This is a genomic window from Sphingomonas sp. MMS24-J13, from assembly GCF_044905095.1.
GTDB lineage: Bacteria > Pseudomonadota > Alphaproteobacteria > Sphingomonadales > Sphingomonadaceae > Sphingomonas_I.
The window spans coordinates 2,921,755-2,943,005 of sequence record NZ_CP173258.1; the positions used below are offsets into that span (position 1 = coordinate 2,921,755).

The following is a 21,251-nucleotide window of genomic DNA, read 5'->3' on the forward strand; positions in this document are numbered from 1 at the left end:
ATCACTCGGCCGCCACGGCAAAGGAGAAATCGGCGGCGATGCGACGCTCGGCGGGCTGCGCGATGGGCAACTTCACGCCCTCCTGCACCGGCACGAATTGGCCGGTCTCGCCATCGAGCGCGAGGATCTGGCCCGCATGGATATCGACGAACCAGCCGTGGAGCGAGATCTCGCCCCGCGCGACGCCTGCCGCCACCGTCGGGTGGGTGCGCAGGTGCGACAACTGGGCGACGACATTCTCCATGCTGATCGCGCGCACCAGATCGCCATTGCCCAGATCGGGATAGGCATCGCGCACGACGCGATGCGCGGCGCTGGAATGGCGCAGCCAGGCGGCGACATTGGGCATGTCATGCACGCAATGCGGATCGGCGACCGCCTTCATCGCCCCGCAATCGGAATGCCCGCAGATGATGATGTCGCGCACGCCCAGCGCCGCGACGGCATATTCGACGGTCGACGATACACCGCCGTTCATCTGCGCGAAGGGCGGCACGATGTTGCCGGCGTTACGACAGACGAAAAGATCGCCTGGCTCGGCCTGCATCACATGCTCGGGCACGATCCGCGAATCCGCGCACGATATCATCAGCGCCTTGGGCGACTGGCCGCGGCTGGAAAGCTGGCCGTACAGCTCGCTGCGGGTGGAATAGACTTCCTTCTCGAACCGAAGGACGCGGCCGATCAGTTCGTTCATGGTAATACTCCTGACATACAGGTGCCAAACTGCACCCGATGCAGGACATAAGGATCGCGTTTTGCTGCGGCGCAGCGCTTCTGTAAGAAATGGTTGCTGGGGCGGGGCCCGACCGAGCTTACCTGACTACCTCTCTCATACGAGGGGGTTTTGGAGCGGCAACCTCAAATCAGCCCGCAGCCCGCCTTCGGGGCGGTTTGACAGCACGATCTCTCCCTCGTGCGCATCCGCCGTCCGCTGCACGATCGCCAGCCCCAGCCCGATCCCCTTCGTGTTGCGGCTCCGCGCCGGATCGAGCCGCGAGAAGGGATGGAGCACTTCCTCCAGCCGGTCCTCGGGAATGCCGGGGCCATCGTCGTCGACCCGGATGATCAGCCACGTACCATCGGCAAAGACCGACACCCGCGCGCGCTGGCCATAATGGAGCGCGTTCTCGATGAGGTTGCCGATCGCCCGCTTCACGCTGATCGGGCGGATCGAAGCCTCCAGATGATCGTCACCGACATAGGTGACCTCGCCGCCATGATCGGCAGCATTATCCACGATCGTGGCGGCCATCACGGCGACATCGCTTCGCACCAGCGGCTCGGGCTCCTCATCGCCCGCGAGATAGGACAGGACCGAACCGACCATTGCCTCCATCTCCGCCACGTCGGTCTCGAACGCCCTGCGCAGGCCATCGTCGGCGATCGCATCGGTCCGCAATTGCATGCGCGCCAACGGCGTGCGCAGATCATGGCCCACCGCCGCCAGCGCCTGCGTACGGTCGGCGATCAGCCGGTGGATGCGCGCCTGCATCGCGTTGAAAGCACGGATCAACCGCCGGACCTCGCCCGGCCCCGCTTCGGGCAGGGAGGGATCGCCCTTGCCCACCCGATCGGAGGCACGCACCAGCATCCGCATCGGCCGCAAGGTCCAGCCGAACAGCAGCGAACTCACCACCAGCAGCACCGCGGCCGGAAGCACCGCCAGCAGGATGCGGTGCCAGCCCGGCTGGCTTTCATAATAAGGCTCGATCGCGCGAAAGCGCAGCCAGGTGGAGTCTGGCAGCTTGAGCGCGCCGAACAATTGCGCCTGCCGCCCGACTGCAGTCAGCTGGACATGGAGATCGCTGTCGCGCAGGCTCGGCTCCCATTCCACCACGCGCTGCCACGCTTCATCCCTCGGCAGGCCCTGCAAAGGCCGCGGCGGGGTCGTCCCGGCCCAATGGATGTCGTAGCGATTGGTGGTGAGCCGGCTCGCCAGTGCCGGCCGCGCGGCCCAGGGCTGTTCCGATATCAGTTTGCGCGCGATGACGAGATGCTCCGCCAGCCGGTGCGCCTCGTCATCGCGGATCAGCGTACGGCTGGAGCGTTCGTAGAGGATCGTGCTGGCGAAGAATTCCAGCGCCAGCGTCAGCAGCAGGATCGCCAGCAACCGCCCGAACAGGCCGATCGACACGATGCCGCTTTGCCTCAACGTCGCGTCACCTCGGTATTCAGCATGTAGCCGACGCCGCGCACGGTGATGATCGGCGCTTCCTTGCCGGCGATCGAAAGCTTGCGACGCAGCCGGCTGACCAGCACGTCGACCGAACGATCCGAGCTGTCGCCCATGCGCGTGCGCGACAGCTCGATCAGCCGTTCGCGCGCGATCACGCGCTGGGCATTATCGATCATGGCGACCAGCAGATCGAGCTCCGCCCCCGTCAAATCGATCACCGCGCCGCCGGGCGAGACCAGTTCGCGCCGCGGCAGGCTCAGGGTAAAGCCATCGAACTCGACGATGCCTTGTCCCCGGCCGGCTTGCCGATTCTCGGCCCCGCCCCGCCGCAGCACCGCCCGCACCCGCGCGATCAGTTCCCGCGTGCCGAACGGCTTGGCAAGATAATCGTCGGCGCCCAGTTCGAGCCCGACCACGCGATCGGTCTCGCTGCCCTTGGCGCTGATGAAGATGATCGGGATCTCGCTCTCGCGCCGCAGGGCACGACACAGATCGATCCCGCTCGTGCCGGGCAGCATGATATCGAGCAGAACAAGATCGACGGGGCCGACCTCCAGCGCGCGCCACATTTCGGGTGCGGTCGCGCATGGGCGCACGACATAGCCATTTTCCTGCAGCGCGCGTGTGGTCAGCGTACGGAGCGCGGGGTCGTCCTCGACCAATACGATCAACGGCGCGGTCATCGTCGGCAATTCCTGATGGAAACGGGCATTGAAATCAGCATGTCCTCCTAGTGTCATGGGAACGCCATTTAGGCGATCCCGCTGCCGAATGCAGGCGAGGCGCCGGCCAGACACGATTTCTTACAATCCCGCGAAGCGCGAGCAACTCGACAATCATATTTCCGGTGTCGAGGCATCCCGCCTCATGGAGAGTAAGTTTCATGTCCCGCAGCCTCTTGATGGCCGCAGCGTCCCTCGCTTTGCTGCTGCCGGCCGCTGCCAGCGCCGCGCCGGGCGATACCCATGTCCGCGCCGAAGCCGGCGCGCTGGCCGGCCGCAGCCCGCATCAGGCCTTCCGCCCCATCGCCGCCACGCCCGCGACCTGCGGCAAGACAATGCACAGCATCCCTGCGGGTAAGCTGCCCAGCTACGGCACGCACGCTTTCCCCAAAGCCGATTGCACCGTGACCGAGGTCGCTGCCGCCAGCGGATCGGGCGCGATCCGGGCGTCGCGCTAGTGCACCCCACGCCCCCTTTTCCCGTCATCCCGGCGAAGACCGGGGTCTCGGGAGAGACGAGGGCGCTCACATCCTCCTGAGATCCCAGCTTTCGCTGGGATGACGTCCTGAGGCGAACGTTACCCGCCCTCGACGCTCTGAATCTCTGCTTCAAAGGATATCCGTATGCGTTCCCTTATTCTCGCCGCCTTGCTTTGCGCCGGCGTACCCGCCGTCGCTTCGGCCGACGTCTCGCTGCCCAAATCGCTGCTGACGATGTCGCCCGAAGCATTCCAGAAGAAGACGGTCGTCAAGGACGATCCGCTGGAGTTCAACGTCACTTTCTCGACCGAGAAGGCGCACCGCACCGGCTGGACCAGCCTCAAGAACCACACGCACGACAATTACCTGACCGCCACCCTCGATCGTCGCACCGGCGCGGCAAAGTTCGAGGTGCGCCAGGATCTGCGTTATATCGGCCAGCAGCGGCGCGATTACCGGCAGGTCCACTATTCGGCCGGCGGCGGGCTTCAGCAGGTCGATCTGGGCAGCGTGCGCCAGAGCACGCAGGCCTGCCCGCTGAGCGAGACCTACATCACCGAATGTATCCTCGGCGAGCATATGGCCTTCGAGCTCAACGAGAAGCAGGTTCGCGAGATCGCGGCACGCTATCGCCCGGGTGCGAACGAGAGCTGGGCCTTCAAGATGAAGGACGCGACTGGCCACGACATCACCTCCGCGATCACCGCGGCGGAAGCGGCCGGGCTCCTGCTGGCGATCGACGACCACCGTGCAGGCAAGTTCGCCGGGAGCCAGCTCGCAGCCCGATAGAGGTCACCCCAAGGTGAGAGGCCTGCCGCCCGCGTCACGGTTCGCACCGTAACGCGGGCGGATTTTTGTTTGGGGGCGCGTGTATCAGCCGTTCAGTGAATCGGTTCTGCCGCTGGATTCCAAACCCCGATGCCCATATGGGGCGCGCCGCATGACGGCGCGCACGGCTGGGATATAGAATGGACCCGGATGGCCTCGAGGCTGTCTTTCTGGCGCATCGCCCGCAGCTGCTGGGATTCCTGCGATCCCATGGCGCGGGCGAAGCGGCCGAAGACCTCCTCCAGGAATTGTGGATCAAGGTGCGCGATGCGCGAACCGGCCCGATCGCGCAGCCTTTGTCCTACCTCTATCGCGCCGCCAACAACCTGATGCTCGATCGTTATCGATCCGAACGGCAGGCCATTGCGCGCGACCGCAACTGGATCGAGGCGACCGGCGGAAGCACCGTTGATCGCTCGGACGACCCCGACAGCGAGCGCGTGCTGATCAGCCGCGAAACGCTCGGCAAAGTGCGCGCCGCGCTTGCCGCACTGGGCGCCCGCACCGAGACCATTTTCCGCCGTCACCGGCTCGACGGCATACCCCAGCGCGATGTCGCGCACGAACTCGGGGTCAGCCTCAGCACGGTCGAAAGCGATCTGCGCAAGGCCACGCGCGCCCTCACCGATCTGAGAAAGACGATCGATGAGGTTTGAATGAAACGTCTCCGTCTTGGGTGCGACGCTATGACCGACCATCGCCCATCCGACCCAATCCATGCCGAAGCCATCGGCTGGGTCGTACGCGTCAACGATCCCGCCTTCGGCGATTGGGACGAATTCACGCAGTGGCTGGATGCGAATCCCGCCCATGCCGATGCTTATCATGCAGCGGCGACGGCCGAGGCGGACGCAGTCGCGCTGCTGGCGTCGGCACCGTCCGAGATCGAGGCGCGACAAATCGTGGAAATGCCGTCGCGACCGCGCTGGCGCCCGTGGGTGGGCACGGCGATTGCTGCATCGCTGGTCGCCGTGATCGGCTTCCAAGTAATGGACCGCACGCCCGCGCCGCAGATCTACGAAACCGCGCCAGGCATTCGCCGGACGATTTCTCTCGCCGATGGCAGCGTCGTCATCCTCAATGGCGGCACGCGGCTGGCGGTTGACGGCAAAGACCCGCGATCGCTGACGCTGGAACGCGGCGAGGGGCTGTTCGCCGTCCGGCACGACGCATCGCATCCGTTCCGGGTCGCGGTCGGTGGCGCCACCGTCACCGATATCGGCACCGCCTTCGATATCGTCCGGGAGCCTGCATCGACGCGGGTCACCGTCGCCGAGGGCGAGGTCGAATGGGGGCGCAACGGCAATGCCGTCCGTTTGCTGCCGGGCGACCGGCTGGCGGTCGCCGACAATGCCGTTACCGTCGAGATTTCCAAGGTGATGCCCGACAGCGTCGGCGACTGGTCGCGCGGCCAACTCACCTTCGACGGCACGCCGCTCGCAAGCGCGGCAGCCGATCTCGGCCGAACTTTGGGCGTCACGATCGATGTCGCACCGAGCATCGCCAAGCGCCCGGTGCGTGGTGCGATCCGGCTTGACGGCGGGGCAGCCGCCGTATTGCCGCGCTTCGCCGCGCTGATGGGTCTGCACGCGCGGCAGGACGGGCAAGGCTGGCGGTTGACCACCTCGCCGTGATCCGCCCGGCCGTCGCCTGCGTCCTGTTCGCGTGCTTTTCGTCCGCGCCGGTTCTGGCGACGGCAACGAAAGCGCTCGACCTTCCGACGGGCCGGCTCGGCGATGTCGTGACGCGGCTCAGCCAGCAGGCAGGCATCAGTGTCGTCGTCGATAATTCGAGCCTGTGGCAGCGCCCTACCCCCGCGCTCAAGGGCCGCTTCACGGTCGAAGCTGCCTTGCAGCGGCTTCTTGCGGGCAGCGGTGCCGAGGCGGTGCGGGTCGCTGGCGACGGCTGGCGGATCCGCACGGCACCGCGTCGTATCGTCCACCCCGCGCCGCCCCCTAACCCGCCGATCGCGGAGACCGAGCCGGTGACGATCGTCGTCACCGCCAGCAAGCGCGATCTGCGACTCCGCGATTTCCCCGGCGCGGTCTCGGTGCTGAGCGGCGACGATCTCAAGCTGAGCGGGCCGCCCGACACCAACACGATCCTGTCGCGGCTCGCGACCGTCTCCTCGACCCATCTCGGCGCGGGGCGCAACAAGCTCTTCATCCGCGGCATCGCCAATTCGAGCTTCACCGGACCGACCCAGGCGACCGTCGGACAATATTTCGGCGATATCCGGCTCACCTATAACGCCCCCGATCCCGATCTGCGGCTCTACGATGTCGGTTCGGTCGAGGTGCTGGAGGGGCCGCAGGGTACGCTTTACGGCGCAGGATCGCTCGGCGGGATCATCCGCGTCGTGCCCAACACGCCGAGCTTGAGCCGGGCGAGCGGATCGATCGACGCCGGCGGCACGATCGTCGAACATGGCGCGGCCGGGGGCGATCTTTCCGCGATGCTCAACCTGCCGCTGATGGACGATCATATCGGCCTGCGCGTGGTCGGCTATGGTATCAGCGACGGGGGCTACATCGACAATCCGCTACGCGACAAAAAGAATATCAACCGCACCAACACCGCCGGCGGGCGCGCGACTTTGCGGATCGCGCCCGGCGACGGCTGGACGATCGACCTGACCGGCATCATCCAGAATACCGACGGGCTCGATAGCCAATATGCCGATCGCGACGCGCCCCGGCTGACCCGATCGAGCCCGATCGACGAGGATTTCAGCGCGGCCTATCGGCTGGGCGAGCTGGTCGTGTCGAAGGATTGGGACAGGCTCCATTTCCGATCGACCACCGGTTTCGTCGGACAGGATCTGGACGAGCGCTTCGATGCGACCCCGCCGGGCGGGGCGCCGCAGGTGTTCGTCCAGCATAACCGCACGCGGCTCTTCTCGAGCGAGGCACGGTTGTGGCAGCCGCTGGGCGACAGCTTCGGCTGGGTGATCGGCGGCAGCGTGCTGCACAACGAGACCACATTGAACCGCGCGCTTGGCACGGACGGAACGCCGGCACCGGTGACGGGAGTGGAGAATCGGGTCACCGAGCTTACGGCCTATGGCGAGGCGAGCGTCCGATTGGCGCCGTGGCTCTCGCTGTCGGGTGGCGCCCGGGTCTCGCATTCGGCGCTCTCCGGCGCGGCGAACGAGGCGGTCGTGCCCGCCTCGACCTTCGAAGCGGTTGCGCGCGCGAACGTCATCGCCTCGCGCGACACGACCAGCGTGCTACCTTCATTGGCGCTGGTCGCCACCGCAATGCCGGGCCTGACCTTCTATGCGCGCTACCAGCAGGGCTTCCGTCCCGGCGGGCTGGCGATCGATGCCGGCTTCGTGCGGCGGTTCGAGAACGACCAGGTCGCGACTGAGGAAGCCGGCTTCCGCTATGGCGTGCCCGGCCGTGACCGTTTCGATTTCGCGATGAGCGTGTCGCATACCTTGTGGCGCAACATCCAGGCCGACTTCCTCGACACGTCGGGCCTGCCCAGCACCGACAATATCGGCGACGGCCGCATCTGGTCGATTGCGGCGAGCGGCGGCTGGCAGCCGATCCACGGCCTGCGCTTCGACGCCTCGATCGCCTATAATGACGGCCGCGTGACCAGGCCGAGCGTCTCCTATCGGGCGCTGGCGGCAAGCTATGTCGCGCTGATCCCGCTCGACGGCACGGTGATTCCCGGCACGAGCGTAACCGCCGCGCAGATCCTCGCAACGGTCAACCGGATCCCCAACGTCGCCCGCTTCACCGGGCGCGTCGGCTTCGACTGGCAGCAGAAATTGACCGACCGGATCGGACTACGCCTCAACGGCTGGGGCCGCTACGTCGGCAAATCGCGGCTCGGTATCGGTCCGGTGCTGGGCGAGGCGCAGGGCGATTACACCGACAGCGCGCTCACGCTGAGGGTCGGCACGCCGGCAACGGGTGTGTCGCTCGGGGTGACCAACCTGACCGACAGCGTCGGCAACCGCTTCGCGCTCGGCACGCCCTTTACGATCGGGCGGGATCAGATCACGCCGTTGCGACCGAGGACCTTCCGGCTGGGCTTCGACGCGGCGTTCTAAAATCCTCCCCGCTGCGCGGGGAGGATCAAAAAAGGTTCCCCCCTACGTCTCCGTCATGCTGAGGAAATCAGGAGATATCCTCAGATGCAGCCATTTGTCGGAGCCGCGCAGCTTCGGGCGCGCGATGGAGCGCAGCCGCTTCCCTTCACCACGCGCACACCCGAAGCCCCGAGCAAGCCCGCCCCCCAGCAGGAGGCGCCCGCAAAGCGGTCCTTCCTCGCCGGCCTGTTGCGCCGGCCGCTTTTCCTCGCGCTCGTCCTGATCCCGAACCTGCTGTCGATCCTCTATTTCGGGCTGATCGCGGCGCCGGTCTACACCTCCAGCGCGTCGTTGATCGTGCTCAACCCCAAGCAGAACGGGCCGAGCCTGTCCTCCCTGCTGTCCGGCGCCTCGGGCGACAGTTCCGAGCAGGGCGGCTACATCCTCAAGAGCTATTTCGCCTCGTGGGATGCGTTCCGGAAGGTCGAGGCGCCGCTCAAACTCGCCAGCAATTTCCAGCAGGGTGATTTCGTCAGTCGCTTCGGCGGGCTCGCCACCTTCTTCCGGTCGAACGACGCCGCTCTGTGGCGCTATTTCCAGCGCAAGGTCGAAGTCACGGTCGACCAGAAGAGCGGGATCATCTCGCTCGATGTCGATGCCTATGATCCGGCCTATGCCGTGACGCTAACGCGCGCGCTGCTGGGCGATGCGATCCATCATATGGACGCGATGAACAATCAGCAGGTGCGCGATTTCATCGGCAGCGCGGTCGCGCGCAAGGCCAATGTCGAACGCGCGCTCAAGCAGGATCTGGCCGCGCTCGCCGCCTATCGCAGCCGCACCGGCACCTACGATCCCAAGGAACTCTACCTTTCCAACCTGTCCCTGATGAACAGCCTGGCGATGAAGGAGACCGAGCTCAAATCGCAGCGCGACGCCGTCGCCCGCGCAACCCCGGGCAATCCGCAGGCCGAGACACTCGGCACCGCGATCGCATCGGTGCGCGGCGACATGGCGAGCAAGCAGCGCGACTTCCCGGAGATCGCGCGCACCTCGTCCGAATATGAGAAACTGCTCGTCAGCCGCGACAACAACATCACGTTGCTCGGTCAGGCCAACCTGGCGCTGCAGGATGCGCAGGCCAATGCCGAGAAGAACCGTTATTATCTGAACGTCATCAGCACGCCCTCGTCGCCGAGCACGCCCGAAAGCCCGCGTCGTCTGCTGTGGATCGGGGGCGTCTTCTTCGTCAGCCTGATCTTCTGGGGGCTGCTGCGATGAGCCGCCATTTCCTTCTGGCCGCGCCCCTGTTGCTGGGCCTCGCCGGTTGCGCGGCATTGCCGGGCACCGGTCCCTCGGCATCGAGCATGCGCAAGGCGCCCGATGTTCAGGTGGTCGACATCACGCCCGACGTCGCCTCCGCGGCGCGCGAGGTGGCGCTGGCGCAAGGCAAGGCCTCGCTCGACCACGCGCTGGCCGCGTTGCGGGCGGCGCCGGCCGAGCCGGGGTTCCAGATCGCGCCGGGCGACGTGCTGGATGTGGCGATCTGGAGCTTTTCCCCTGGCCGGGCACCGGAAGCCCCCTGTCGGTCGCCAATCCGGGTACGATCCCGCTCGGCACCTTCCAGATCGGCGCCGATGGTGCGGTGCAACTGCCGTACGCGGGCCGCATCGATCTGGCGGGGCTGAGCCCCGATCAGGCGCAGGCCACCATCTCGCATCGCTATGCGGCGCTGCGCATCCTCCAGCGGCCGACCGCGACGGTGAAGGTCACCGCCTCGCCGCGCCATGACGTGCTCGTCACCGGTGCGATCGGCCAGCCGCGCACGATCCCCTGGACGCCCGCCGGGCTGACGCTCGCACAGGCGGTGACCCAGTCGCTCGGCGACGGCAATGCTTTGCTCGGGCAGGGCGAGCTTTCGAAGGATCGCTCGGCGGTGCGCGTCGCGGTACTGCGCGGAGAGCAGGCGCCGATCGAATTGCCGGTCGTTAACGCGCTGGAGGAGCAGATCCCGCTCCATGCCGCCGACCGCATCGTCGTCAGCAAGGCGCCGGCGGTGAAGATCACGATGATGGGTGGCGGCACGCGCCGCGACGGCGTGATCGGCTTCGCGCAGCAGCCGGTGCTGACCGAGGCTTTGGCCGAGGCATCGGGCCTCGACGGCAACAGCGCCAACGATCATGCCGTGTTCGTCCTGCGCCGCCAGAGCGGCAAGCGTCCGGTACTGTTCAACTTCGCGTGGAACCGCCCTGCCGGCATGATTGCCGCGCAGCAATTCCCTCTCGAGAATGGCGATCTGGTCTATGTTGCCGATGCCGCGATGGTCTCGGTCCAGAAGGTGATCGGGCTGCTGTTCCAGGTCACCCTGCCGGCGCAGGTGCTCCGCTAGACCATGGAGTTCTTCAATGCGTATCTTCGCCATCTTGGCCGCGGCATGGCTGGGCCGCAGCGGATTGCGAATTGGGCGGATCTTCGCGCCCGGCTCGATCGCGATGACCGACCCGGGGTGCAGCCGGCCCCTCACCGTATTTCGATTGCACCGCCTGTGTTGCGCCTGTCCTGGAAGGACAATCTGCGTGAGGCGGTGCAGGCCGGCGGCGGGAACGCCCCCCCTCCCCGCCGCCGGCCGGATGGCAGCGCGTCGTCGAATATCGCCAGCGCGTGACCCTGGTGCTGACCGTCGCGGCGACGGCCGGTATCCTCTACCTTTCGAACCTGCTGCTGGTGGCGCAGCAGATGCCCGATCTGACGCGCCATATCTATCTGGTCGTCTACGGCATCATGACCTTCTTCCTCGCCGGGAATTTCTTCAAGCTGGTGCTGGGCACGTGGCATATGCTGCGCGGGGCCGAGGGCAATCCGTGGCATCCCGCGCGCACCGCCTGCGATCCGCCGGCCGATACGAAGGTCGCGATCCTGTTTCCGGTCTATCATGAGGAGGTCGATCGCGTCGCCGCCGGCATTGCCGCGACATGGGAATCGATCGCGCAGAAGCACCCGCGTTTTGCGCAGCATTTCGACGTCTTCCTGCTCTCCGACAGCCGCCAGCCGGAATATCGGGTCGTCGAGGAGGCTGCGGTTCACGCCTTACGCGAACTCTTCCCCGACGCGCGCTTCTTCTATCGCTGGCGGCCGACCAACCAGAACGCCAAGATGGGCAATGTCGCCGATTTCTGCCGGCGCTGGGGCGGCGATTACGATTACATGCTGGTGATGGACGCCGACAGCGTGATGGACGGCGATGCCGTCGTTACGTTGCTGCGGATGATGGCGGGCAATGACCGCCTCGGCATCCTCCAGACCAATCCCAAGCCCGTACTGCGCACCAGCCTGTTCGGGCGGATGCAGCAATTCGGCGCGCGCCTCTATGGCTCGGTTTTCTCCTATGGCTTGCAGGCCATGTACATGGGGAATGCGAGCTATATCGGGCACAACGCCATCATCCGGATGGCGCCGTTCGTGCGCCATTGCATGCTGCCCGAACTGACCGGCCCCAAGCCGTGGGGCGGAAAACCGCTGAGCCACGACATCGTCGAATCCGCGATGATGGCGCGCGCGGGCTACGAAGTGTGGTTCCTCGCCGACATGGAGGGCAGCTATGAGGAGATGCCCGCCAACCTGCTCGCCTTCCTGATCCGCGAGCGGCGCTGGATGCAGGGCAATCTCCAGCATCTGCGCTTCGTCTTCCTGCGCGGGCTGAGATCGATCCACCGCGAGACCTTCATCAACGGATCGATGGGCTATTTCGCGGCGCCTCTATGGGCGGTGTTCCTGGTCGTATCGGCCTACGGGATGCTCCATTTCCTGCGCTACGGCGTGCTCGCGCTCGGCAGTTTGCGCACGATCGAGATGCCGATGCTGATGCTGCTCATCTCGAGCCTCGTCTTCCTGTTCATGCCGCGCGTGCTGGCGATCCTGATCCATATCCGCAGCGACAAGGCGCGCCTGTTCGGCGGCAAGGACAAGCTGATCTGGTCGGTGCTGCTGGAAACGCTCTTCTCGTTCTTCTTCTCACCGCTGATGATGGTCTACATCAGCCGCTTCCTGTGGATGTGGCTGAAGCGCAAGGGCATCAGCTGGGGCACGCAGCAGCGCGGCGACGAGCCTTTGCCGTGGGACCAGTGCGTGCGCCATTTCGGCTGGATCAGCGCGATCGGCGTGGCCTGCCTGCTGGGCATGATCTACCAGATCACGCAGGTGCCCTGGACGCAGCAGGTGTTACTCTCCGCCATGTCGGGCGGGATGGTGCGACCGACCGACCTGATCCTGTGGTTCGCGCCGATCATCGGCGGTTTCACCGCGAGCATCTGGATCGCGCGGGTGACGAGCCTGACCTTCCCGTCAGTGGCACGGCGCAACCTGTTCGCGATCCCGGAAGAGATCGAGACGCCCGACGTGGTGAAGGCGCTGACGATGTGGGATGAGCATTTCCGCGCGATGTTGCCCGATGTCACCGATCCAACGCGCGCGATCGCAGAGGTGTTGCGCGATCCGGGCTTCTACGTGCGCCACCGCCGCGAAACACGGGTGCGGCCGCGTGTGTGGGAGACGTTGGGGCGCAAGATCCAGACGGGGGTGCGACTGAAAGCAGCCGAGCTGCAACTGGCGCTGAGCGAACGGCGCTGTTTCGACGCGCTGCATGTGGCGAGTTTGGGAAAGATCTAAAACGACCCGTCATTCCCGCGAAGGCGGGAGACGCGGTCCAGCGAAGCTAATCCATATTCTCAAAGGTTCGGAGTTTATGGATCCCGCCTCCGCGGGGATGACGTAGGAAAATCAACCCGCCAACGCCTCTGGCCCGGACCGCGCCTGCGCCACCACGACCCGATCGCGCCCGGCGCGCTTGGCCTGGAGCAGGCACGCGTCGGCCGTCTGCACCAGCCGGTCGGAAGGGCAATGGTCCGGCGCGGTCGCAACTCCCAACGACGCCGCGACCGGCCCGAGCTCGCGCCCCTCGTGCCAGACCCGCAGGGCCGCAACACGCCGGCGGATCTCCTCGGCGCGATCGGCCGCATGCGCGGAATCGACCCCCGGCAACAGCACGAGGAACTCCTCGCCGCCGTGGCGGAAGGCGAGATCGCGATCGCGCACCAGTTGCTTGAGCACGGTCGCGACCGCCTGGATCACCTCGTCGCCGGCATCATGGCCATATTCGTCGTTGAAATGCTTGAAATGATCGATGTCGAGCATGATCGCGCTGATCGATGCACCATCGCGATCGGCTTCGGCCAGTTCGGCCTTGAGCACGCTCTCCAGCCGCCGGCGATTGGCGAGCGCGGTCAGTGGATCGGCCAATGCCTGCCCGCGCAACGCGTCGCGCAGTTGCAGATTGTCGAGCGCCAGCCCGACGTTCTCCGCCAGCGTGCGCAGATAAACTTCGGGCACGGGATCGGCGAGGCGACCGGCGAGACGCTCGAAATAGAGCAGGCCCAGCGTGCCATGCTGCGCAGCAAGCGGCATGCATATGCTGTCGGGCAAATCCGCGCCCTCGTGCACAATATGATCGCATGGGACATCGAGCCGGCTGCCCGCCGGACGATGCGGAATGCCCCGCCGCAGCCCCCAGCAGGCCAGAGGTGGGAATTCCGGTTTGGATGCGACCGGATCCAGCCAAGACGAGGCCTCGACCATCGCATTGCGGCTGCGATCGAACAGATAGAGCCGGCCGGCCAGCTGCGGCGCGATCTCGGGCACGAAGCGTTCGACCACATGGCGCAGATCGTCGGTCGTATCGCAGCTCTGCATCCGCTGCGTCATGCGCGAGAGCAGATCGCGCACCAGGCGATCGGCATCGCGCTCCTGTTCGAGCCGCTGACGCGCGAGGCCATTTTCGCGGAAGATGCGCAGCGCCTGCGACATGTCGCCGATCTCGTCGACCTGCTGGAGCATCGGCGGCTCGGCGGCATAATCCTGCGCTGCCAGCCGTGTCACCACATCGCTGAGCTTGATCACCGGGTGCAGCACGCGCCGACGGAACACGAAATAGAGCACGAACAGAAAGAGCAGCCCGGTCACGGCCAGCAACGTCTCCGAAGCCCCGCGCCACAGCCGCGACGTGCCGATCGCAGCGTTGAGCGCCGTATCGGTGCGCTGGTCGATCCGGTCCTGAAAGCGCTCGACGCTGCTCTGGATACGATCGAGTTCGCGTTCATATTCCGGTGAGAACAGGATCGCGAGCGCATCGCCACGTTTTCCCTGCTGGAGCGCCGCGAGTGCCGTCTGCTGCTCGTCGCGTAGCGCATCGGCCCAGCGCATCGTTTCGTGCAGCATGCGCAGCTCTTCGGGGCTGGCGCCGGCATCGCGGATACGCGCCGTGCGCGCCTCGATCGCGCCCAGCAGACGCGCTTCGCGCCGGTAGGCAGCTAGGTCGGCCGGATTGCCGCTGATCACATATTGCCGCGCCAGCCCGCTCAGCTGCGCGACATCCTCGTCGATGGTCGAGGTCGCATGATCCAGCGTCTGGCGCTCGACCGCTACAGCCCGCTCGCGCTCCTGCGCCGAAGAGGCGGCAAGCATGGTCGCACCCGACGCTAACGTAAGCGCGACAGTGATGCCATAAGCCCAGTTGGTGATCGTCGCCAAGCGCATGGCGGGCAGCATAGCGACCCAATCGATGCCTATTGGTTAAGACGCGCCGGAGACTTACGCGCCCAGCCGCGTTGATGCCCCTGAAATCATCAGGAGCAACACCATGGCCGATCAGACCGAACTCAAGCGCGACCTCTGGAAGCGGATGGCGAAGAGCCCCTTCCTGATGATCGGCCTCACCGAGGGCGGGCATAGCGAACCGTTGACCGCACAGCTCGACGAGGATCAGGTCGATACGATCTGGTTCTTCATCGGCAAGGATAATCGCCTCGCCAAGGGCGGCGCCGCGACAGCCGAATTCGTGTCCAAGGGCCACGATTATTTCGCGAGCCTGTCGGGCCGCGTACAGGTGCAGAACGACCGCGCGATGATCGACAAACTCTGGTCGCGCCCCGTCGAGGCATGGTTCCCGGGCGGCAAGGAGGACCCCAACCTCGCTCTGCTGCGCTTCGATATCGACGATGCCGAATTGTGGGAGGCGGACATGTCGATCGCCGGCAAGCTGAAGATGCTGTTCGGCGGGAAGATCGAACCGAGCGAGGAAGGCAGTCACGCGAAGGTCGCGACGACGGCGGGATAAAAACTCCCTCTCCCGCTTGCGGGAGAGGGTCGGGGAGAGGGGCCGAAGTAGCGGTAAAAACCGAACATTTCGTCGAGGCGCGCGGCCCCTCCCCCAACCCCTCCCTAAAGGGAGGGATTTAGATCAGCGCAGCTTCAACGTCATGCTCTGCTGCCGCCCGATGCCGTGCAATTCCACCCGATCGGCAAAGAAATCGAGCACGGCATAGGCCGTCTCTTCGGTATCCAGCATCGCCTTCAGATTTACATAGTGGATGCCGTCGCGCAGCCCGTAATTGCCCTCGTGATTATGCCCGTCGAGCCACACCTTCACCGACGGGTGCCGCTCGAGCAGCGCGATCACATCGGGCGCGTTCCACAGATTGTGCGGGTTTTCCGGCCAGAGCGGGAAGTGGCTGAACAGCATCACCTTGAGCCCGCGCCGATCCGCCTCGCTAAGCCGCGCGTCGATCCAGTCCATCTGCGCCTCATCGATCGCACCGTCCCAGAGAGGTTTATCGGGATAGTGCACAGCGTGCACCGCCATCGAATGCGCCAGCTCGGCGCTGCCCTGCGGCCAGGCGTAGGCGCTGAGCCCGTTGCCATCGGTGACGATGAACATCCAGCCATGGTTGACGAAGCGGTGATAGCGCGCCGGCATGCCGAGCCGGGCGGGCACCCTTGCCTTGTCGGCATCGTCGACCCCGAAATCATGATTGCCGAGCACGAACCGCCACGGGTGCCGCAGCTTGCCGGCGATCGGCAGCAGCGCATCATAGCTCTTCATATCCTTGTCGATGAAATCGCCGAGATGAACCGCGAAGGCGAGCTTGCGCCGGTTGAAATCCGCCACCGCTGCCGCGAGCTTGCCCGGCGCGGTATGGTAGAGCCGCGGCGGTGCGTCCGGCTCGTCAGCATATTGGCAATCGGCGATGGCGCCGATGCTGAACAAGGGTTGCTCCGCTAACGCGGGCACGGCGGCGAGGCCGGCGAAGGCCAGCAGCAGCTTCAGGATCGGGCGCATGAGCATCCTTCGGGTTCGAATCGCGCGCGCCTTCCCACCCGCCGCCCGGCTTGACCAGTGGCCGTGTCACAGCAGCTTCACATAGCGCCCCTACCCCGCAAAAAAATTTCCGAATCAGGGGACGAAGGGTGGCCGGCAACGGAACGCTGCGACAGGCGGCGGCCCTCGTGGTGCCGTCGCGATGACCGAATTTGCGCCGATCGTCGAGCGCCGCCGCATCGCGGCCGAGGACGCCGATCTGCGGCGCGCCTTGCAGCGCTTCGTCGAGGCGCGGCTGCGCGATCGCACCGACAGCGAGGATCTGGTGCAGGAGACCTACCTGCGCCTCTACGATTATCGCCGTACGCGATCGGTGGCGGATGTCGGCTCCTTCTGTTTCGCGATCGCGCGCAACCTGGTCCGCGATCATGTTCGTCGGCTGCGCGGCACGCCGGCGGCCGCGGAGCTATCGGAGGAGATCGTCTGCCCCGCCCCGCGCGCCGACGAGATCCTTGCCTATCGCGAACGCGTCGATGTGCTGACCCGCGCTCTGAAGGCGATGCCGGCGCTCCGGCGCGAGGTGTTCACCCGCCGCCGGCTCGACGGCATGCCGGTCGCGACGATCGCGGCGGATCTGGACCTGAGCGTCGCCGCGGTGGAAAAGCATGTGGTGCGCGCGCTCGCCGATCTGCGCGCCGCGCTCGATCGCCGCGGGCTCGCGCTGGGAGCATCGAATGACCGCTGAGCGCCCGATCGCCGCCGACGATGGCAAGGACCGCGATCCGCTGTTCGACGATCCGGCGCTGGCCGAAGCGCTCGCCGGCTGCGCGGCGGGTGGGCGGCTCAGCAACGGCGATATCCGTGCGATGCGGACCGCGCGACGGCGCGCGGTGGCTACCGCTGGCGCGACGACTTTGGCTTTGCTCGTCGGTACCGGGGCGTGGCTGGGCAGGTCCGCATGGGTTCCGACACCGCAGCCGATCGAATATGCGACCCAGCGAGGCGAGCAGCGCATCGTCACCCTTGCCGACGGATCGACCGTGCGCCTCAACGGCGCGACGCGGGTGGCAGTCCTGCTCGCGGGCGATCGGCGCGAAGTGCACCTGTCGCGCGGCGAGGCCTATTTCGATGTGACCCACGATGCCGCCCGGCCGTTCACGGTCCGCGCCGGCACATCGGACGCGCGCGTTCTCGGCACCGCCTTCGATCTCGAATTGCGGCGCGATCAGGTCGAACTCGCCGTCTATCGCGGCGCGGTCCGCTTCGGCCCGAGCATGGCGAAGGGGACGACGGTGGTGGTGAAGGCCGGCTGGCGTTCACGCTTCGCCGCCGGCTATGCAGCGGCCCCGCGCGCGTTCGACGTCGCGCAGCAGGATTGGCGCTCGGGCTGGCTCGATACCGACGACATGAAGCTCGGCGATCTGGTCGACGAGCTCAACCGGCAGGGCGGCCCGCTGGTGATCGCGCCTCCTGCGAAGCTGGCCGATATGCCGATCTCGGGCCGCTTCCGCCTCGACGATCCGGGGCAATTGCTCGACGCGATCGGCGCCGCTTATGGGTTCTCGGTCAAGCGCGAGGATGGGAAGCTGCGGCTGGTGCAGTCGTAATCGAGGCGCGAAGGCGCGTCGCTCCACCCGTCACCCTGAACTTGTTTCAGGGTCCACCGTACGTACCGCACTGTCTGTGTAAATTGCCTGGTGGATGCTGAAACAAGTTCAGCATGACGAAGAAGGCAGTCACCAAAATGACGCAAAAGTGTCTGTGAGATTTAACAAAATTCTTTTGTCCTGATCCCAGACGCGCCTCCGTCTTCCCCGGCATGGCTGCCTGTGCGGCCGAGCGGAGGGACATCATGAAGCGCTTTTACGGACTATCGTCGTTCAGCCTGGGGATGGCGCTGGCGGCCAGTGTCATGGCGGCCCCGGCCGGGGCACAGGCGCTCGATGCGCAGGCGAATTTCGCGATCGCAGCGGGCGATCTGCGCAGCGGCCTGTCGGATTATTCGCGTGCCAGCGGGGTCCAGGTGGTGGTGCCGCCCGCAGCCGTCGAGGGCAAACAAACGCAGGGCGTCTCCGGCAAGCATAGCGCGCGTGAGGCGCTCGCGATCCTGCTGCGCGGTACGGGCCTCGCGCCGTCGGTCACCGGCGGGGTCGTGGTGTTGAAGCCGGGCCCTACGCCGCGCCGCGCGCCCGTCGTGGCCGTGGCGCAGACCGCCGTCACCCCGGTCAGCCTTGATCAGGCGAGCAGCGACGCCGGCAACGAGCCCGAGATCGTCGTCACCGGCTATCGGGCGAGCCTTAAGGCAGCCGAGGATTACAAGCGCCGCGCGGTCGGATCCGAGGACGATATCCTCGCGCAGGACATCGCCGCTTTCCCCGATCTCAACCTCGCGGAATCGCTCCAACGCGTACCGGGCGTGACGATCACGCGCGATAGCGGCGAGGGCCGCCAGATCACGCTGCGCGGCCTCGGCCCCGATTTCACCCGTACCCAGCTCAACGGCATGGAGGTGCTGGGCAACACCGCGTCGGGCATGGACAATCGCGGGGGCGTCAGCCGATCGCGCTCGTTCGATTTCAGCCTGTTCGCGTCCGAATTGTTCAACCGCGTGACGGTCCAGAAATCCTATGCGGCCGATCAGGACGAAGGCGGCATCGCCGGCACCGTCCAGCTCCATACCGCGCGGCCGTTCGATTATAGCGGCTCGAAATTCGTGGTCTCCGCCAAGGGGCAGACCAACACCAATACCAGCGGCGTGACCCCACGCATGGTCGGCCTCGCATCGGGCCATTGGGGCGATTTCGGCGCGTTGGTCTCGGTCGCCTACAGCCAGATCCGGAGCAACGAATATGGCTATCGCAACTGGGGCTGGGGCCTCGTCAAATACAACCCCGGCAATATCGGCCCGAACATCAGCGCGGCCGACAGCGCCTTGCTCCAATCGGGCACGCTCTATGCCCCGCAGGCGGAATCGCCGTCGACCTGGTACACCGATCGCAAGCGGCTCGGCATCACATCCTCGTTGCAATATCACCCCGGCACGGCGTTCAAGCTCGACGTCGACATGCTGTATGGCCGGCTGTGGGATCATCGCGACGACTATGCGATCGCAAGCGCGGGCAGCAATGCGCTCACCGGCAGCCCGATCGGCGGCAAGCAGATCATCCAGTCGGCGGTCATCGACGGCAATACGCTCCGCGCGGCAAGCTACACGGGCATCGACCAGCGCTCCGAACATCATATCGTCGAGAACCACACCGATTTCTATCAGGGCGTGGCGAATGCGAGTTGGCAGGCGAGCGATCGCCTCAAGTTCACGGCTCTGGGCGGTTACGAGGAATCCGATTTCCGCCAGCCGGTGTTCGACAAGGTTTTCATGGAGGCCAAGAACATGGCTTTCAGCTTCGACGACCGGCCGACCATCCCGGTCAACACCTATGGCGTCGACCTGACCAACCCGAGCCTGTGGGCGCTCCAGCGGCTCGACACGCAGGAAAACGCGATCACCACCAAATATGCCAACGGCAAGCTGGACGCGACCTACACGCTGAACGAGGCCTCGGCGTTCAAGGTCGGCGGCAGCTACAAGCATTTCATCAACAGCGGCTATCAGTACAACAACAAGGTGTTCCACAATGTCCCCGCGGACGTCGCCATTCCCGATAATCTCAAGATGGTGATCGGGCGGGATTCATTGATCCCGTACGTCGTCGGCAATGTCGACGGGGTCTATTCCTACATCGGCGATCCGCGCAATCTGACGGTCGCCAATCTCCAGGCGGGCAGCGATTACAAGGTCGACGAGGCGACGTGGAGCGGCTTCGCGCAATATGATCTCGACACCTGGGTCGCGGGCATGCGGCTACGCGCCAATGCCGGCGTGCGTTATTATTCGACCGATCTGACCTCGTCGGGCCATCTCGCCACCGCCACGACCGGGCTGCAGCCGGTCGCGATCACCACCAACAGCCATGGCTGGCTGCCGACCTTCAACCTGGCACTCGATTTGACCAAGCAGATCGTCGCGCGGATCAGTGTCGATCGCAACGTCAACCGCCCGGCCTTGAGCGATCTGGCGGCGGCAGGATCGATCACGACGCGGCCGAACGGCGGCAGCGTCAGCTTCGGCAATCCTTTCCTGAAGCCGTACAAGGCGACGTCGGCCGAAGGGTCGATCGAATATTATATGGATCGCACCGGCTTCGCGTCGATCGGCCTGTTCTACAAGCATATGGACAGCTTCATCACGTCGTCGACCAAGCAGATGCCCTACAGCCAGACCGGCCTGCCGCTTTCGTTGCTGATCCAGGGCGAGGACGGCAACACCACCTTCGACGTGACCCAACCGATCAACGGTGCCGGCGCCGACATCAAGGGGGTCGAGGCCGCGTTCCAGCATGATTTCACCTTCCTGCCGGGGCCGCTCAAGCATCTCGGCATCGTCGCCAACGGCACGTGGTTCGACGGGCACCAGAAAGGCGTGATCAACGGCGTGACGGTGACCTTGCCTCTCTACAATCTCTCCAAATGGGCGGCCAACGCGACGCTTTATTATGAGAATCCGGTGTGGGGCGTGCGCGTCTCGACCGCCTATCGCAGCCAGTATCTCACCAGCCTGGGCAGCGGCGGCAATGTCGGTGACGGCATCCACGCGACCAACAACGTCGATTTCCAGGCGCACTGGAACGTGATCCCGCACGTCCGGCTGGTGGTGGAGGGGATCAACCTCACCAACCAGGCGATCCGCCAGTTTGCGGATCAGACCGCGGATCGGCCGGAAGTTTATACGACCAGCGGGCGGACGTTCACCTTCGGCGTGACCGCAGAATTTTGAGTTATAAGCCCCCGCTTC

General features: G+C 65.6%; 18 protein-coding genes. 13 read left to right on the top strand and 5 right to left on the bottom strand.

Annotated features, from left to right (window positions below):
* Nucleotide 1: 1 nt before the first annotated feature.
* From AB4Z44_RS13500 to AB4Z44_RS13510, 3 genes are all read right to left on the bottom strand, one after another.
* Nucleotides 2-697, bottom strand: a complete 696-nt coding sequence (locus AB4Z44_RS13500) for a carbonic anhydrase (RefSeq protein WP_404710215.1) — start codon at nucleotides 695-697, stop codon at nucleotides 2-4.
* 135 nt (nucleotides 698-832) lie between these two features.
* A complete protein-coding gene (locus AB4Z44_RS13505) occupies nucleotides 833-2,155 on the bottom strand; it encodes an ATP-binding protein (RefSeq protein WP_404710216.1) in 1,323 nt (440 codons plus the stop codon).
* Entirely contained in the window at nucleotides 2,152-2,862 is a 711-nt protein-coding gene (locus tag AB4Z44_RS13510; RefSeq protein ID WP_404710217.1) for a response regulator, read from the bottom strand. Before AB4Z44_RS13510 ends, AB4Z44_RS13505 begins: the two co-directional genes overlap by 4 nt.
* A gap of 200 nt (nucleotides 2,863-3,062) precedes the next feature.
* Here AB4Z44_RS13510 and AB4Z44_RS13515 point away from each other — a divergent pair, with 200 nt between their 5' ends.
* The 9 genes from AB4Z44_RS13515 (at nucleotide 3,063) to mdoH (ending at nucleotide 12,915) form a co-directional block, all read left to right on the top strand.
* Entirely contained in the window at nucleotides 3,063-3,359 is a 297-nt protein-coding gene (locus AB4Z44_RS13515; RefSeq protein WP_404710218.1) for a hypothetical protein, read from the top strand.
* Nucleotides 3,360-3,524: 165 nt separating this feature from the next.
* Nucleotides 3,525-4,169, top strand: a complete 645-nt coding sequence (locus tag AB4Z44_RS13520) for a hypothetical protein (protein WP_404710219.1) — start codon at nucleotides 3,525-3,527, stop codon at nucleotides 4,167-4,169.
* A 179-nt stretch (nucleotides 4,170-4,348) separates the two neighbouring features.
* The gene (locus tag AB4Z44_RS13525) at nucleotides 4,349-4,864 is read left to right on the top strand and encodes an RNA polymerase sigma factor (protein WP_404710220.1); all 516 of its coding nucleotides are present in this window, start codon (nucleotides 4,349-4,351) and stop codon (nucleotides 4,862-4,864) included.
* A 30-nt stretch (nucleotides 4,865-4,894) separates the two neighbouring features.
* Entirely contained in the window at nucleotides 4,895-5,842 is a 948-nt protein-coding gene (locus AB4Z44_RS13530) for a FecR family protein (RefSeq protein WP_404710221.1), read from the top strand.
* Entirely contained in the window at nucleotides 5,839-8,271 is a 2,433-nt protein-coding gene (locus AB4Z44_RS13535; protein WP_404710222.1) for a TonB-dependent receptor domain-containing protein, read from the top strand. Before AB4Z44_RS13530 ends, AB4Z44_RS13535 begins: the two co-directional genes overlap by 4 nt.
* Nucleotides 8,272-8,355: 84 nt before the next feature.
* On the top strand, nucleotides 8,356-9,531 hold the full coding sequence (locus AB4Z44_RS13540; protein ID WP_404710223.1) for a hypothetical protein: 1,176 nt from the start codon (nucleotides 8,356-8,358) through the stop codon (nucleotides 9,529-9,531).
* Entirely contained in the window at nucleotides 9,528-9,938 is a 411-nt protein-coding gene (locus tag AB4Z44_RS13545; RefSeq protein WP_404710224.1) for a hypothetical protein, read from the top strand. Before AB4Z44_RS13540 ends, AB4Z44_RS13545 begins: the two co-directional genes overlap by 4 nt.
* A complete protein-coding gene (locus AB4Z44_RS13550) occupies nucleotides 9,896-10,639 on the top strand; it encodes a polysaccharide biosynthesis/export family protein (RefSeq protein WP_404710225.1) in 744 nt (247 codons plus the stop codon). The genes AB4Z44_RS13545 and AB4Z44_RS13550 overlap by 43 nt, the downstream gene beginning before the upstream one ends.
* A 272-nt stretch (nucleotides 10,640-10,911) precedes the next feature.
* Nucleotides 10,912-12,915 carry a glucans biosynthesis glucosyltransferase MdoH gene (mdoH, locus tag AB4Z44_RS13555; RefSeq protein WP_404710226.1) on the top strand — a complete coding sequence of 668 codons (2,004 nt, stop codon included), beginning with the start codon at nucleotides 10,912-10,914 and terminating at the stop codon, nucleotides 12,913-12,915.
* 111 nt (nucleotides 12,916-13,026) lie between these two features.
* On the opposite strand, the gene AB4Z44_RS13560 is transcribed toward mdoH, so the two are convergent.
* Entirely contained in the window at nucleotides 13,027-14,838 is a 1,812-nt protein-coding gene (locus tag AB4Z44_RS13560) for a diguanylate cyclase (protein ID WP_404710227.1), read from the bottom strand.
* A gap of 103 nt (nucleotides 14,839-14,941) precedes the next feature.
* Between AB4Z44_RS13560 and AB4Z44_RS13565 the strand changes: the two genes are divergently transcribed.
* Entirely contained in the window at nucleotides 14,942-15,418 is a 477-nt protein-coding gene (locus AB4Z44_RS13565; RefSeq protein WP_404710228.1) for a pyridoxamine 5'-phosphate oxidase family protein, read from the top strand.
* A 123-nt stretch (nucleotides 15,419-15,541) separates the two neighbouring features.
* Here the strand turns inward: AB4Z44_RS13565 and AB4Z44_RS13570 are convergent, their stop codons facing one another.
* Nucleotides 15,542-16,420 (bottom strand): metallophosphoesterase, encoded by an 879-nt coding sequence (locus AB4Z44_RS13570; RefSeq protein WP_404710229.1) that lies wholly within the window; start codon nucleotides 16,418-16,420, stop codon nucleotides 15,542-15,544.
* Nucleotides 16,421-16,601: 181 nt separating this feature from the next.
* On the opposite strand from AB4Z44_RS13570, the gene AB4Z44_RS13575 reads away from it, so the two are divergent.
* The 3 genes from AB4Z44_RS13575 (at nucleotide 16,602) to AB4Z44_RS13585 (ending at nucleotide 21,233) form a co-directional block, all read left to right on the top strand.
* The gene (locus AB4Z44_RS13575; protein WP_404710230.1) at nucleotides 16,602-17,144 is read left to right on the top strand and encodes an RNA polymerase sigma factor; all 543 of its coding nucleotides are present in this window, start codon (nucleotides 16,602-16,604) and stop codon (nucleotides 17,142-17,144) included.
* Nucleotides 17,134-18,006: a FecR family protein gene (locus tag AB4Z44_RS13580; protein ID WP_404710231.1), complete on the top strand. Its 873-nt coding sequence runs from the start codon at nucleotides 17,134-17,136 to the stop codon at nucleotides 18,004-18,006. Before AB4Z44_RS13575 ends, AB4Z44_RS13580 begins: the two co-directional genes overlap by 11 nt.
* A gap of 245 nt (nucleotides 18,007-18,251) precedes the next feature.
* On the top strand, nucleotides 18,252-21,233 hold the full coding sequence (locus AB4Z44_RS13585) for a TonB-dependent receptor (protein WP_404710232.1): 2,982 nt from the start codon (nucleotides 18,252-18,254) through the stop codon (nucleotides 21,231-21,233).
* Nucleotides 21,234-21,251: the final 18 nt, after the last annotated feature.